Source organism: Deltaproteobacteria bacterium, assembly GCA_009692615.1.
In the GTDB taxonomy this organism is placed as follows: domain Bacteria; phylum Desulfobacterota; class Binatia; order UBA9968; family UBA9968; genus DP-20.
Genome location: SHYW01000019.1, coordinates 19,203 through 32,208 on the forward strand (window position 1 = coordinate 19,203; position 13,006 = coordinate 32,208).

Here is a 13,006-nt window from a genome sequence, read left to right on the forward strand (position 1 = left end):
ACGATCAACTTCATGCCTCATCTCGCAACGGATGTCTTGATCATCGGCGCCGGCGGCGCCGGCATGTACGCGGCGATCGCCGCCGCGCGCAACGGTTCGTCCGTCTTGCTCCTCGACAAAGGCCAGGTCGGGCGCGGCGGTGCGACGATCATGGCGCAGATGACCGTGGCCGTGGCCTTGGGTGAGCAGGAAGCGGATTCAGTTCAACTTCATTTCCAAGATACTTTGAACGCTGGGCGCGGACTGTGCAACGAAGAATTGGCCATGTTGCTGTGCGCCGACGGACCGGCGCGCATCCGCGAAATGGCCGAGTGGGGTACGCGCTGGGCGCAACAAGACGGCCATATCAAACAAGAGATGGCGCCGGGACACAGCGTCAAGCGCTGCTGCTACGTCGACTTTCTCAACACCGGACCGGCGGTGGCGGCGACCCTGCGGCGTAAAGTCGGCGAGCTGGCGGCGATTCGCCGCCTCAGCAATTTTTCTACCGTGGAAATTCTTGTAGGCGACGGCCGCGTTATGGGCGCGTTGGCGCTCAACCTCGTCACGGGCGAATTTATTTCCATTCAAGCGAAGGCGGTGATTCTCGCCGCCGGCGGTTTGACCAAACTGTTCGCGCGCAACAGCGCTTCGGCGAACATGGGCGGCGAAGCGTATGCGCTGGCGCTTTGGGCCGGCGCGGAATTAGTCGATATGGAATTTGTCCAATTTTTTCCCATCGGTCATTTGGCGCCGCGGTTGGTCGGCATGGACCCGATCATGTGGGATCCGTTCCGCTACAAGCTTGGCGGCAAATTGCTCAACGGCCGCTTCGAAGAATTCATCGACCGCTACGGCAGCAGCGACTTCGGCAAGTACAACGCGACGCGCGACGTTGCCGCCTACGCGATCTTGAAAGAAGTCGAAGCCGGCCGCGGCACGCTGCACGGCGGCGCTTATCTCGATTTCCGCCACATTCCTGACGCGCAGCTGCGCGGCGCCTTCGGCCCGGTGATCGATCGCTTGTTGAGCAATGGTATCGACCTGACGAAAACTCCAGTGGAAGTGGGACCGGTGGCGCACTATCACATGGGCGGCGTGCGCGTCGATGTCAACATGCAGACGCGCGTCGAAGGACTCTACGCCGCCGGCGAAGCGGTGGGCGGCGCCAACGGCGCCAATCGCTTGTCCGGCAACGCCATCACCGAGGCGTTTGTCTTCGGCGAACGGGCGGGGGCTCAAGCGGGCGAAAAGGTGAAGCGGTTAGAATCGCATTGGCAAGATGATGTGGCGCGTGAAGCGATCGAACGATTTCATAACGTGCGCGACAGTCCTTCGACTGACAAATCGTCGCCCATCGCAGTGCAAGCTGAGTTGCAAAAGTTAATGTGGGAGAACGCCGGGCCGTTTCGCACGGGCGAAAAACTCAGCGCGGCGTTGGCGGGTATCGCGAAAATGCGGCAAGAGCTGCCGCAGCTTAAGATTGGCGCCGAAGCGTCGTTCAACCTCGACCTGCAAGATTGGTTCGAGCTGCGCGCGATGCTCACGACTGCTGAAACCGTTGTTAAGTCGGCATTGGCGCGGACCGAAAGTCGCGGCGCGCATCAGCGCGAGGATTTTCCCGCGCCCGACGAAGCGTTGCTCAAGAATCAAATCGTGGAATCGATAAATGGCGCGTTGATAGCGAGTTGGGCGGCGCCGGTGCGATCGGTGCAACCATGACGGGATCGTCGATTCAAATCGTTAAACTTCACGTCAAACGCGGCGCGCCCGGCGATGTGGCGCGTTACGACGACTTCGACGTGCCCTACGAAGAGGGCATGTCAGTGCTCGACGCGCTGCGCTGGATTCGCGCCAACTTGGACAGCACGCTGGCGATCCGCTACAGTTGCATCAACGCCAACGCCTGCAAGACCTGCATGGCGCTGGTCGATGGCGAAGTCGAGTACACTTGCATCGCCAAGCTCGCGCCTGAAGGGATGACCGTCGAGCCGCTCCCCAAACGGCAGCTGATCCGCGATCTGGTGACGGATATTTTGCCGGAGGATGAGAGAATTTAGGTAACCCGCTGGAACTCGACTTCTTGCGGTAACGGTTCGACGGCCCGCGAGGTGACTCATGACATGGAAAGATTTTTTAGTCCTTGGCACCAAGTTGATTTGAGTAGACTGTCTAACGACTGCGCTTCAAGAACTGTTCTACAGTCTTTTCTGGCAACTCGGGCAGATCGAGGAGGCCGGACTGTCGAATGGTATTTTCACGGTATCACTGCTGATCACATTCGCGATTCCGGTTGTCATGACCGCGATGGGATTTTATCTGATCCGCGACGGGAAGTTTGTATTTGATCGTGCATTGTCTGAAGGCGACGATGTCGAAAACTACGCTCAGCGATGGTTGAGTGCCGGTGTCGTGCTTTTTGGTGTGTACGCCGTAACAATCTCGGTTCCTGGCGCCATGCGAATCTTGTCGAACCTTGTCGTTGTGCTGCAGGCACCGGCATATGTAGGCGTTGAGGATTGGTGGGAGCGATTCTACCTCGATTTCCTCCCCACAATGTCGATCTTCATCCTTGGTTGGATCGGCTTTAAAAACTCGAAAGCTCTCGCGCGGACGGCATTACGCTAAGGATATAAATTGTACATGGGCATTGATTGATTCGCATATCCGGAGGTAGCCAGTGAGCCAACAACAGTTGTTCGAATTAGGCAGCAAATTCATCGGACTTTATTGCATGGTCATGTCCGTTCCGAATCTTGTGAGTGGAGTTCTCGAAATCATTTTGCCGAAGGCGACCCGAGAGCCGAGATTAGATTCGTTTACATCGTTATCCTCTGTGATATTTACTTTGAGTTTTTTACTTTTGTCCGGAATCGGATTGTTTGTTTTTCGACGGGCTGATGTTGTACGGAAATTCGCCTTTGCGGGTGACGATCAAGTCTATGATTCCAAGCTCGAAGAGCCCTTTGCTATTGGCGTCAAGTTGTTCGGCGCGTTTCTTTTTTTACGAACCTTGCCGCGGTTCCTGCGCCAGCTTTCTCAATACATCTTTATCGTGAATTCATCGCTGGACTTTCCACCTGTAGCTAGCCCGTTGATGGAAAGGCTGACGAATTTTCTGCCGGACCTGGTGTCTTTGCTCTTTGGCTTGCTGCTTTTCTTCCGCGGTGAGTTGTTGTCGTGCTGGGCATTTGCCACAAACAAACCCAGTGAGTCTATTGATAGCTAAGGGAATCAACTCTTCCAGCCTGACTGCTAGAACGCCATGTCCAAGTTCAACCTCAAACATTTTCTCTTCCAAGCTTTGGTTTGGCTCGCCGTTAGCATCGGCGCGTTGAGTTTTCCCGAGCCCCTCGGTGTGCCGCGGGCGCTGGTGGCGTCTTTGCTGTTGACGCTGTTCCTCGCCTTCGTGACGCGCCGGTTGTTCGGCGAGTTTGGCCGGGAGCAAAGATATATCGCCGTCGGCGCGACGGTTTCGTCCGCGGCGGTTTTGCTGTTACTGACCGTCAAGTTTTACGTTTTCAACTTCGAGCTGCGGGCGCTGCATCTGGTGGGAATATTCCTCGCGCCGGTGATCGTCAGCGGCTTGGTCAACGGCTGGCGCAAAACCCAAAAGTAATTCTTCGGTTGTTCCGAGCATTCATGACTGAGCGTTTCCGCAAACCTTTCCTCAGCGCCGAGTGGCGTTATCTGGCGATGCTCAACTATGAGATCGAGCCGGCGCTGCTTGCGCCGTTCGTTCCACGCGGCACTGAGATCGATTCTTGGAACGGCAAAACGTTTGTCAGCATGGTCGGGTTTCTTTTCGAGAACACGCGGGTGATGGGATTCCCCATTCCTTTCCATCAGAACTTCGAAGAGATCAATCTGCGCTTCTACGTGCGCCGCAAGGCCGAAGACGGTTGGCGGCGCGGCGTCGTGTTCATAAAAGAAATCGTCCCACGCATGGCGATCGCCCTGGTGGCGCGCTGGCTTTACAACGAGAACTACGTCGCCTTGCCCGCCGGCAACGTTATTTGCCGAGCCAAGGATGGCAGCGGCAACATCGAGTCGGTGAAATATTATTGGACGTTCAACCGGCGCGCCCAGTTTCTTGAATTGGCGACCCGCGGCGGACCGACGGCTTTCGTCGATGGCTCGCAGGAAGAATTCATCGCCCAGCACTACTGGGGTTATGCGAAACAAAAAGACGGGGGCACGGTGGAATATCGCGTCGAGCATCCGACTTGGCGTGTCTGGCAAGCGCAAAGCGCGCGGCTCGATTGCGATGTGGAAAATCTTTACGGCCAGCAGTTCTCGCCTGTCTTGCAAGGCGCGCCGGCGTCGGCGTTTCTCGCTGAAGGGTCGGAGATCGTCGTGTATCGCGGCCGCAAGTTGCAATGATGGCGCGATCCGCGATGCAAAACTGCGACGAACTTTAAAACCGTGACGAGTTTTCCGTTACCCTCTTTAGAAAAGAGGGGATAGGGGAGATTTTCTTTACGCTGGCGACATTCCGTCGTCGCAGAGCAGCGACGCGCAGGGACGAAGAAAGCCGCGCCGCCGCCCTAGTAAATCCCCCTTGATCCCCCTTTTCCAAAGGGGGAGGCAAGTCGTTTTCGAATTCTTTACGAAGTCTGACATATAGGGGCGAAAAATTTTTCGCCCCATCCGCCCCGGCAGTAATTTCGCGGGCGTGGCTCTAAAGTCCTGTCACGCAGCGCCGATAACTTCAGTAAGGAGTTTTCCGTGTTGCCGAAACCTGTCAATCAAACCGGCGGCCTGCGTCACGGACCGGCGCGTCATTATGTCAGCAACGTGATGGACGGCCATGCGCTGCCGTCGGTGCCGGTGGTGGCGAACAAGTTGTTGGAGATCGTCCAAGACCCGGAAGTGAGCATGCAACAACTCTGTCGCGTGCTGGCCGACGATCCAATGTTGTCGGCGCGGGTGTTGGCGGTGTCGCGTTCGCCGCGTTTCGCGCTACGCAATTTACCGACGACCTTGCTCGGCGCGGTGCAGGTGCTCGGCTTTCGCACTTTGACCAGCGTGGTGATTACCAGCGCGACCCAGAGTTTACGCCTTAAAGGCAACAAGGTTTCCGAGAAGCTCTGGCGCCATTCGCTGGGCGTCGCTTTGGCGATGCGGATTCTCTGCCAGCGGGCGCGCTCGCGCGACGACGAGATCGGATTTCTCATCGGCCTGATGCACGACGTCGGCCAGATGGTGTTCGTGCACGGCGATCCCATGGGCTACGAAAATCTGCTCCAGGCCGTCCAAGAAGCGCCGCGCCCGATCGTCGACGCTGAACGGGAAATTTACGGTGTCGATCACGCACTCATGGGCCACACGATTCTCAACCGCTGGAACCTCGACGCGCAGATCATCCACGCAACCCTGAAGCACCACAGCGACGGCGCCAGCCCCAATGAGCTGGCGAACCTGTTGACCGTCGCCGACTATCTCTCCAGCAAGTGCAATCTGGGCTTTTTCACCATGCCGACGCCACCGCCTGAGGCGTTGCTCGTCAAGTGCGGTTTGACTGACGAGACGGCAATGGCGCAATTGATCGCAGAAATCGTCGAGGCCCACCGGGAAGAAAGTCTGCTCTTCGAAAAATAATTTCAGCGCGGCGGTTGAGGTTTTTATGCCAGACCCATCAGGCGCGCCGGATTGATCGCGGCGACTTGATGGACTTCGCCTTGGCTCAAGCCGCCTTCGTGGAGCATGCCTAGATACATTCTAAATAGCTCGGCGGGATTGGGACTGTAGGGACGAAAATAGTCGGTGCTGGCGACGATTTGGCGGAGCCCCGCGGCGCGAAACTGTTTGACCAGCTCAGTTGAATCCAACCTTCCGGGCGCCAGCGCGTTCCAACAGGACTCGACAAACGCGCCCATGTCCGCGGCTTTTTTTTGCGCGTCCACCGGCATGTCGATCATGTGCGCCTGAGCGTGGTTGATCACCAATCGATGGCTGTAGCCCATGTCGCGGGCGGCGGCGATGAAGGCCAGCGATTCCTGCCACGACACATGGCCCATGCCGAGGGTCAAGTCGTGGGCTTTGCAGGCTTCGAGAATTTCATAACCGCGCGGGATCAGCTTACCTTTGTCGTCGAGAAAATAATATTGCGGGTTCTCTAACGTCGCATGCGCTTTGTAGTACGACTGGATGCGATGGCTGAAGCCTTTGTGCTCGACGTCGTTGCGCGCGCTCCATGTGGGCAGAAAAACCATCTTGCCGCCGAGTTCGGCGCAGGCTTCGACGATGCACGGGTTGGGTCCGCCGGCGGTGGCGTTTAAAACCACGCTCGACCAAATATCAATTTTAGTCGGCATCGCGGCGGCGATGTAGGGGACAACGTTGGCCGTCGGCCACCAGTGGGATTTTAACACCACGCCGCGCATGCCCATCGCCTCGGCCTTGGGGATCCACAGAAACTCCGGTTCGCGTTTACGTTCCTTCGCCGAGAATTCGAAGTCGATGTGGCAGTGCACGTCGATGACGCCTTCCATCATGTCGTCGTATAAAGTCATGAGCTACTCCTTCGGAAGATAAGAGTCGGAGGATTGGCCGCAAAGAACGCAAAGGGCGCAAAGGTAGGGGCGAAAAATCTTTCGCCCCTACAATAATTCAATCACGCCGCCGGACGCGCGGCGCCGCCGCAGCAGCGTTTGAACTTCTTACCGCTGCCGCAGGGGCAGGGGTCGTTGCGGCCGGCTTGGCGCACGGTGGACTTGGCATCGGCGGTGCGGACGATCGCCATTAATTTCTCGATCGGCTCGCCGGCTTCGACCAGCTCGGCGAATTTCTGAAAATACGGTTTGCTGTGGGTGAAAAATCCTTTGAGGCCGGCGCAGAGGTAATTCAAGCCTTCCTCGCCATCGGGCGTCTTGATAATGCGGTCCTTCGGGCAGCCGCCGTTGCACATGCTCAGCACTTCGCACTCGCGGCAGTACTTGGGCAGGCTGGTCCATTTTTTCTGGCCGAAGTCTCGTTGCCTGGCGTCATCGACCATTTCCGCCAGCGGCCGTTCATGGATGTTGCCGATTTTATATTCCGGCGTGACGTAGTGATCGCAAGAATAAAAATCGCCATTGTGCTCGATCACCGGCACGTCGCCGCAGGTTTCGCGATAAATGCACAGCGCGTGCTCCATGCCGAGAAAGGGGCGCACCGACTCGTCGAACAGCTGGATAAAAACTTTGCCGATGTCGTGGCGCATCCATTCGTCGAAGATCGTGTTTAAAAATGTTCCATAGGCGGCCGACGGCACCGAGCGCTTGTGCACGGGATTGTTGGGATCGCCGGTTTTTTCCACCAGCGGCAGAAACTGCAAGTATTGGCCGCCGATCTCTTTGAAGTAGCGGTAGACTTGGGTCGGATGTTGGACGTTGACGTCGTGCACGACGCAGAGCAAGTCGACGTGGATTTTGGCCTTGCGCAGCATATGAAACGCTTGGACGACTTGTTTGTGCGTGGTCTTCTGGCCTTTGGTCACGCGGTAGTGGTCGTGCAGTTCGCGCGGGCCGTCGAGGCTCAAGCCGATGTAAAAATTCTCTTTGGCCAAAAACTCGCACCACTCGTCATCGATGGTGGTGCCGTTGGTTTGAATGCCGTTGATGATCTTTTTCGTCGCCGGCAGATATTTTTTTTGCAGCTCCACCGCCTTGCGAAAAAACTCGACGCCGAGCAGGGTCGGCTCGCCGCCATGCCATGAGAAGCTGACGGTTTCTCCCGGCGTCGCTTGAATATGCTGCTTGATATATTCTTCGAGGGTCTTGTCGTCGAGACGAAAGTTGGTGCCCTTGGGATAGAGTTCTTCTTTTTCCAAGTAATAGCAGTAATGACAATCGAGGTTGCAAATCGCCCCGATGGTCTTGACCATGATCTGAAATTCACGCGCCGCGGTTTCCAAGTGAGAGCCTCCAGTCGCTAAGCCGGTGGCGGCCGCCATGTTCCGGCGCGCCGCCTGCCATCGGGGACTGTACTGAAAAAATGCTCCGAAGTCACCCCCTCGGCGGCGTTGGCTTGACCGGAGGCTTTGCGCCATTTTTGGACTGAGGCCACGCGTGCGTCGATGATTACCGGCACGTGCCGAACTTGACAGTCTTGGACAAAGTCATGAGAATGATTTCATTGCGGTTCGTTGGCGTTTTGCCATGTCATCCAAACTGTCCGATACTTTGTCGATTGTGGTTGGCGCTCTCGCGCTTTTACTGGTCGCCGCGCCCTCGGCGCAGGCTTGCAGTTGCGCCGCGCCGGCGCACCCCGCCGAGGCGCTGAAACGGTCGACAGCGGTGTTTAGCGGCCGGGTCGTGGCGATCGACCGGCCGTTTCTCGATCGCCTCGGTGTGACCAACAGCGGCAGCCATCGAGTCAAGTTTGAAATCCGCCAGCGCTGGAAGGGCGCGCCGGCAAAAAATGCCGAAGTGGTCACCCGTTTGAGCGGCGAAGCCTGCGGCTTTCCCTTCGCGCCGGAGCAGGAATATCTCGTCTAGGCTGTCGGCGGGCCCGGCGAACTGCGCACCGGCTTCTGCACCGGCACCAAGAGCGTCGCCGAGGCGGCCGGCGAGATCAAACAGCTCAATGCCTTGGTTGGCGCTGTGGGAAAATAGGAGCAGCCGATCTTTAGCGAAAAACAACAAGGCGTGATCCGCGGCGTGGTGCCGGCGGCGTTAATCACTTTGGCGCTGCTGTGCGGCGGCTCTCTGGCTGTTCCGCTCGCCGCGCTTCCCGGCGACGATAGCGGCGCGCGTTTGGTTTGGGCGCTGCAGTGGGCGCTGCTGCCGTCGCTAACGTTGATGATCGCGATCATGCGCGTGGCGAATTTTCGCTTCGCTTCGCCCGAGGATATCGACGGTAGCGGGCTGACCAGCGGCACGCCGGCGATTTAAATTCTCCGCGCCGTGCTGCAAAATACTTTGGAACAGGCCGTGCTCGCGATCATCGCCTATTGCATCTGGTCGGTAACGATGCCGCTGCGTTGGCTTGGTGTGATTCCCGCGGCGGCGCTGCTTTTTGTCATCGGTCGAATTCTCTTCACCGTCGGCTACGCCCGCGGCGCCAGTGGACGCGCGACGGGCTTCGGTCTGACGGCCTATCCGACCTTCGGCATGTTGGCGACCTTAGCTGTGGTTTTGCTATCTCGTCTGATTGGCTGGGCGGCGTGAACTACATCGTTCTCGACGACTTTCCTGCTTGGTCGACATATATCTTGGCGAGCTTTGTGCTGGTGACATTTTGGCTGGCGTGGTGGCTGCTCTTACGCACCCTGCGTCGCCGGCGAATCGCGCGGTTGGATGGCTCGGCACGCGCGCGCTCCATCCATCCGCCATGGGCATTTGCCATCGCCGCCAGCGCCGCGCTCGTGTTTATGGCGTCATCGATGTTCGGCCGTTTCCATGCGGTGGCGATCGATCGGCTGCAACTCGAGCTGATCTATTTATGGCCGCAGTCGCCGGTGGCGATCAATGTCAGCGAGCTGGTCGATATAAAACTTGCGCGCGCCGGGCGAAACTGCGGTCACTTGGAAATCGCCACGCGCCAAGAGCGTTATCTCAGTGTTGCTTTTCGCAAGTGCGAAAATGCCGAGGCGCTGATCAAACAGGTTGGGTTGCGCAGTCAATGAGCCGCTATTTTATGTGAAGGTGATCGTCATGGATTTTCACGGAGTGTTTCCTTATCTGATCTCGCCCATCGATGCCGCGGGCGCAGTGCAGGCGGAAGTGCTGGCGCGCTTATGCGATGATTTGATCAAAGCCGGCGTACACGGATTAACTCCGTTGGGTTCGACTGGCGAATTCGCATACTTATCTTGGACTCAACGGCGCCGGGTTGTTGAAGTCGTGATCGAGGCGGCGCGTGGGCGGGTGCCAGTGATCGCCGGAGTCGCTTCGACGACGATTGCCGATGCGGTCAGGCAGGCGCGCGAGTTCGAGCGGATGGGAGCGAGCGGCATTCTTGCCATTCTCGAAGCGTACTTTCCGCTCAGCGATGACGGCGTGTTTCAATATTTCAAAGCCATCGCCGAATCGGTGTCGCTGCCGGTGGTGCTCTACACCAATCCAAACTTTCAGCGATCCGATTTAAGCTTGCCGGTGATCGATCGGCTGAGTCTAATTGCGAACATCGGCTATATTAAAGACGCGTCGAACAATACCGGCCGGCTGTTGTCGATTATCAATTTAGTCGAAGGGCGCATGAAAGTCTTCGCGGCCTCGGCGCATATTCCAGCGACGGTGATGCTGATCGGCGGCGTCGGCTGGATGGCCGGGCCGGCCTGCGTCGCGCCGCGCCAAAGCGTCGAGCTTTACGATCTGTGCCGCCGCGGCGAGTGGAGTAAAGCGATGGAGTTGCAGCGGCCGCTGTGGGCGCTCAATCAAGCTTTCGCGAAATATAATCTCGCCGCGTGCATCAAAGGCGCCCTCGAACTTCAGGGTTACGTCGTGGGCGCGCCCTTGCCGCCGCAAGCGCCGCTGTCGGCCGAGGCGCTGGAATATGTCAAGCGGACGCTCATCGCTATCGGCGCGCTGTAGCCGCGATTGCAATTCGACGCCAGGTGGAGTTATTCAAAGAAGACACTTCTTGGTCTTCGGGGATCGCTGAATCGGCCGGAAAGGAGCCAGCAATGAGGCAAATGAATTGCGGTAAGTTCACCGTCGGCGCGATCGTGGCGGCATGGCTACTATGCTGCATCGGCATTGCGGTCGCGGCGACGCCGGCGCCAAATAAACGCGTGCGCATACTCTATGCCGACTTCAGCGAGCGCATGGGTTTGTTCTTCGTCGCCAAGGATCAACGATTCTTGGAAGAGCAGGGCTTGGACGCGGACCTCGTTCAGGTAAACACCGGTCCGGTGGCAGTGGCGGCGATGGCCGCCAACGAAGCCGAGTTCTACACTGTGTCGGCCACCGGTTCCGCTCTTGGCGCCATCTCTAGCGGGCTCGACTTGGTCTGGGTCGCGGGGATGATCAATAAACTCGACGGCTACTTTTACGTCGCGCCGAAAATCCAAAAGCCCGAGGATCTGAAAGGCAAGACGCTCGGTGTACAAAGCTTCGGCGGCGGTATCTGGATGTTTGTCATGATGACCTTGGATCACTGGGGATTGAATCCGGAACGCGATAAGATTCAGATGCGGGTGATCGGCGACCAGTCGGTCTTGGTGCAATCGCTAAACGCCGGGCTGATCGATGGCTCGGTGTGGGGCTACGCCTACAATCCCGCCTTGCAACGCAGCGGCGGCCGGCTGTTGGCCGATTTGACGACGCTCAACATTCCGTACCAGGGAACCGGACTAGTGGCGCGGCGGGCCTTTGTTGCCAGCTCGCCGGACATCGTAGAAAAGACTTTACGCAGCTTCGTCAAGGCCAACAGTTTTGTCCGGGAAAAGAGCAATCAGGCGGCGGTGGTGCGGAGCATCCGCAAATGGTTGCGGCTATCGCCCAACGATAACGCCGATGACTTGTACGAACGCATGCGCCTGCTCTACGACCGGCGCATCGCACCGACCCGCGAGGGCATGCAAAACGCCCTACGGGTGCTGGGTAAAGTCGATCCCAAGTACACCAAGCTAAAGGTAGAAGATCTGGTTGACGATCGCATCGCACGCAAGTTGGAGAGTCCATAACTTAACGGCAGTCGCGTTGAACTAGCCGTCGACGGAGGGAGAGTAATCATGATTCGCATTGTCCATATCCTCAATCAATTTTTTGCCGGTATCGGCGGCGAAGAGAAAGCCGACATTCCAGTGGCGGTCGCCGACGGCGCGGTGGGCGCGGCGCGGGGGCTCCAGGTGCAGTTGGCGGAGCGCGGCCAAGTGGTCGCGACGCTTTACTTTGGCGATAATTATTTTCATGAACATAAAGATGCCGCGCTGACGGCGCTTCTAGCCGAGTTAGAGAAACAAAAACCAGACGTGGTGGTCGCCGGTCCTGCGTTCAACGCCGGCCGATACGGTTTGGCCTGCGCCGAGATTTGCCAAGCGGCGAGCGAGAAGCTTGGACTTCGCTGCGTCACCGGCATGGAGCCGGAAAATCCCGGCATCGGCGTCTACTGCGATTATCACAACGACAAAGTTTTTTTGCTGCCCACCGCCGAGACCGCCTCCGGCATGGCCCGCGCATTGACGGCGCTTGCGCCCTTCGCTTGCCGCCTGGCCGCTGGTGAAGAAATCGGCCCCGCCGCCAAGGAAGGCTATCTGCCGCGCGGCATTCGTAAGCTGGTGCGCGTCGAGCGCAGCGGCGCCGATCGCGCCATCGATATGCTGCTCGCTAAAGTTGCCGGCCAGCCGTTCACCACCGAAGTACCGATGGAAGTGTGGGACAAGGTCGAACCGGCGGCGCCGTTGGCCGATGCCGCAGCGGCGAATTTAGCTGTCATCTGCACCGGCGGCGTGGTGCCCTGGGGCAATCCGGATGGTTTTAAAACTTATCGCAATACTTTTTGGCGCAAGTATAATTTCTCCGAGCTGGCGAAGTTAGAGCCGGGCAAATGGGAAGCGGTGCACGGCGGCTACAACGTCGCCTTTATGAATCAGAACCCGCACTATGGCATGCCGCTCGATGCGCTGCGTGCGTTGGAAGCCGAGGGGAGAATCGGCCGCGGTAAACTCTATCCCGCTTATTATGTCATTCCCGGCAACCAAGGTTCGCCGGCGGTGATGCGCCGGGTCGGCCAAGAAATTTCTGCCGATTTGAAAAAAGACGGCGTGCAAGGGGTTTTGCTCGTCGCCACGTGAGGAACCTGTAGTCGCAGCGGCGCTGTGATTAGCAAGGAACTCGACAGAGCAGGTCTCCCAGTGGCGATGATCAGTGCGATGTATCCAGTGGCGGAACAAGTTGGCGCGAGCCGGATTGTCAAAGCGGTGGCGATTCCCCATCCCTGCGGCGATCCCAGTTTGCCGGCGGCGCTGGACAGCGAGTTGCGCCGTGAGATCGTCTCGACGGCGCTTAAGGCACTGGAAGCGAAGGTCGACACGACGACTGTGTTCACGCCTAGGATTGCGGCGAATGGATGAGTCGCGTGATCGTGATCGTGTTTTCTT

The 13,006-nt window shown here is 58.0% G+C and carries 18 protein-coding genes; 15 read left to right on the forward strand and 3 right to left on the reverse strand.

All coding sequences use genetic code 11. The annotated features are described in order from the left end of the window. Positions 1-12 precede the first annotated feature (12 nt). The 7 genes from EXR70_06620 to EXR70_06650 all read left to right on the forward strand — a co-directional run bounded on the left by EXR70_06620 (position 13) and on the right by EXR70_06650 (position 5,580). Positions 13-1,701, forward strand: a complete 1,689-nt coding sequence (locus tag EXR70_06620) for an FAD-dependent oxidoreductase (protein MSP38147.1) — start codon at positions 13-15, stop codon at positions 1,699-1,701. After that, complete coding sequence (locus tag EXR70_06625; GenBank protein MSP38148.1) at positions 1,698-2,039, forward strand: hypothetical protein; 342 nt, start codon at positions 1,698-1,700, stop codon at positions 2,037-2,039. The genes EXR70_06620 and EXR70_06625 overlap by 4 nt, the downstream gene beginning before the upstream one ends. A 238-nt stretch (positions 2,040-2,277) precedes the next feature. Then, positions 2,278-2,607: a hypothetical protein gene (locus EXR70_06630; protein ID MSP38149.1), complete on the forward strand. Its 330-nt coding sequence runs from the start codon at positions 2,278-2,280 to the stop codon at positions 2,605-2,607. Between the two features lie 52 nt (positions 2,608-2,659). Then, positions 2,660-3,208 carry a hypothetical protein gene (locus EXR70_06635; protein MSP38150.1) on the forward strand — a complete coding sequence of 183 codons (549 nt, stop codon included), beginning with the start codon at positions 2,660-2,662 and terminating at the stop codon, positions 3,206-3,208. A gap of 36 nt (positions 3,209-3,244) precedes the next feature. Then, positions 3,245-3,598: a hypothetical protein gene (locus tag EXR70_06640; protein MSP38151.1), complete on the forward strand. Its 354-nt coding sequence runs from the start codon at positions 3,245-3,247 to the stop codon at positions 3,596-3,598. A 23-nt stretch (positions 3,599-3,621) separates the two neighbouring features. Further along, on the forward strand, positions 3,622-4,362 hold the full coding sequence (locus tag EXR70_06645; GenBank protein ID MSP38152.1) for a DUF2071 domain-containing protein: 741 nt from the start codon (positions 3,622-3,624) through the stop codon (positions 4,360-4,362). Positions 4,363-4,707: 345 nt separating this feature from the next. Further along, a complete protein-coding gene (locus EXR70_06650; protein ID MSP38153.1) occupies positions 4,708-5,580 on the forward strand; it encodes an HDOD domain-containing protein in 873 nt (290 codons plus the stop codon). 23 nt (positions 5,581-5,603) lie between these two features. Here the strand turns inward: EXR70_06650 and EXR70_06655 are convergent, their stop codons facing one another. After that, positions 5,604-6,494, reverse strand: coding sequence for a hypothetical protein (locus tag EXR70_06655; GenBank protein ID MSP38154.1), 891 nt, complete (start codon positions 6,492-6,494; stop codon positions 5,604-5,606). A gap of 101 nt (positions 6,495-6,595) precedes the next feature. Continuing rightward, complete coding sequence (locus tag EXR70_06660; GenBank protein MSP38155.1) at positions 6,596-7,915, reverse strand: anaerobic sulfatase maturase; 1,320 nt, start codon at positions 7,913-7,915, stop codon at positions 6,596-6,598. Positions 7,916-8,120: 205 nt separating this feature from the next. Between EXR70_06660 and EXR70_06665 the strand changes: the two genes are divergently transcribed. Then, positions 8,121-8,459, forward strand: coding sequence for a hypothetical protein (locus EXR70_06665; GenBank protein MSP38156.1), 339 nt, complete (start codon positions 8,121-8,123; stop codon positions 8,457-8,459). Here EXR70_06665 and EXR70_06670 read toward each other — a convergent pair. Then, positions 8,456-8,644 carry a hypothetical protein gene (locus EXR70_06670; protein MSP38157.1) on the reverse strand — a complete coding sequence of 63 codons (189 nt, stop codon included), beginning with the start codon at positions 8,642-8,644 and terminating at the stop codon, positions 8,456-8,458. The two genes, EXR70_06665 and EXR70_06670, sit on opposite strands and share 4 nt — an antisense overlap. Between EXR70_06670 and EXR70_06675 the strand changes: the two genes are divergently transcribed. From EXR70_06675 to EXR70_06705, 7 genes are all read left to right on the forward strand, one after another. Then, positions 8,625-8,855 (forward strand): hypothetical protein, encoded by a 231-nt coding sequence (locus tag EXR70_06675; protein ID MSP38158.1) that lies wholly within the window; start codon positions 8,625-8,627, stop codon positions 8,853-8,855. The two genes, EXR70_06670 and EXR70_06675, sit on opposite strands and share 20 nt — an antisense overlap. Further along, positions 8,856-9,131 carry a hypothetical protein gene (locus EXR70_06680; protein ID MSP38159.1) on the forward strand — a complete coding sequence of 92 codons (276 nt, stop codon included), beginning with the start codon at positions 8,856-8,858 and terminating at the stop codon, positions 9,129-9,131. Beyond that, positions 9,128-9,589 (forward strand): hypothetical protein, encoded by a 462-nt coding sequence (locus tag EXR70_06685; protein MSP38160.1) that lies wholly within the window; start codon positions 9,128-9,130, stop codon positions 9,587-9,589. Before EXR70_06680 ends, EXR70_06685 begins: the two co-directional genes overlap by 4 nt. 28 nt (positions 9,590-9,617) lie before the next feature. Beyond that, the gene (locus EXR70_06690; GenBank protein ID MSP38161.1) at positions 9,618-10,496 is read left to right on the forward strand and encodes a dihydrodipicolinate synthase family protein; all 879 of its coding nucleotides are present in this window, start codon (positions 9,618-9,620) and stop codon (positions 10,494-10,496) included. 92 nt (positions 10,497-10,588) lie between these two features. Continuing rightward, a complete protein-coding gene (locus tag EXR70_06695) occupies positions 10,589-11,590 on the forward strand; it encodes an ABC transporter substrate-binding protein (protein MSP38162.1) in 1,002 nt (333 codons plus the stop codon). Positions 11,591-11,638: 48 nt separating this feature from the next. After that, the gene (locus EXR70_06700) at positions 11,639-12,700 is read left to right on the forward strand and encodes a glycine/betaine/sarcosine/D-proline family reductase selenoprotein B (protein ID MSP38163.1); all 1,062 of its coding nucleotides are present in this window, start codon (positions 11,639-11,641) and stop codon (positions 12,698-12,700) included. Positions 12,701-12,724: 24 nt separating this feature from the next. Beyond that, positions 12,725-12,979 carry a glycine/betaine/sarcosine/D-proline family reductase selenoprotein B gene (locus EXR70_06705; protein MSP38164.1) on the forward strand — a complete coding sequence of 85 codons (255 nt, stop codon included), beginning with the start codon at positions 12,725-12,727 and terminating at the stop codon, positions 12,977-12,979. Positions 12,980-13,006 lie beyond the last annotated feature (27 nt).

Coding starts and splice junctions, on each gene's coding strand:
- EXR70_06620 (MSP38147.1), top strand. CDS start 13: ATGCCTCATCTCGCAACGGATGTCTTGATCATCGGCGCCGGCGGCGCC.
- EXR70_06625 (MSP38148.1), top strand. CDS start 1,698: ATGACGGGATCGTCGATTCAAATCGTTAAACTTCACGTCAAACGCGGC.
- EXR70_06630 (MSP38149.1), top strand. CDS start 2,278: ATGACCGCGATGGGATTTTATCTGATCCGCGACGGGAAGTTTGTATTT.
- EXR70_06640 (MSP38151.1), top strand. CDS start 3,245: ATGTCCAAGTTCAACCTCAAACATTTTCTCTTCCAAGCTTTGGTTTGG.
- EXR70_06645 (MSP38152.1), top strand. CDS start 3,622: ATGACTGAGCGTTTCCGCAAACCTTTCCTCAGCGCCGAGTGGCGTTAT.
- EXR70_06655 (MSP38154.1), bottom strand. CDS start 6,494: ATGACTTTATACGACGACATGATGGAAGGCGTCATCGACGTGCACTGC.
- EXR70_06660 (MSP38155.1), bottom strand. CDS start 7,915: ATGGCGGCCGCCACCGGCTTAGCGACTGGAGGCTCTCACTTGGAAACC.
- EXR70_06665 (MSP38156.1), top strand. CDS start 8,121: ATGTCATCCAAACTGTCCGATACTTTGTCGATTGTGGTTGGCGCTCTC.
- EXR70_06690 (MSP38161.1), top strand. CDS start 9,618: ATGGATTTTCACGGAGTGTTTCCTTATCTGATCTCGCCCATCGATGCC.
- EXR70_06695 (MSP38162.1), top strand. CDS start 10,589: ATGAGGCAAATGAATTGCGGTAAGTTCACCGTCGGCGCGATCGTGGCG.
- EXR70_06700 (MSP38163.1), top strand. CDS start 11,639: ATGATTCGCATTGTCCATATCCTCAATCAATTTTTTGCCGGTATCGGC.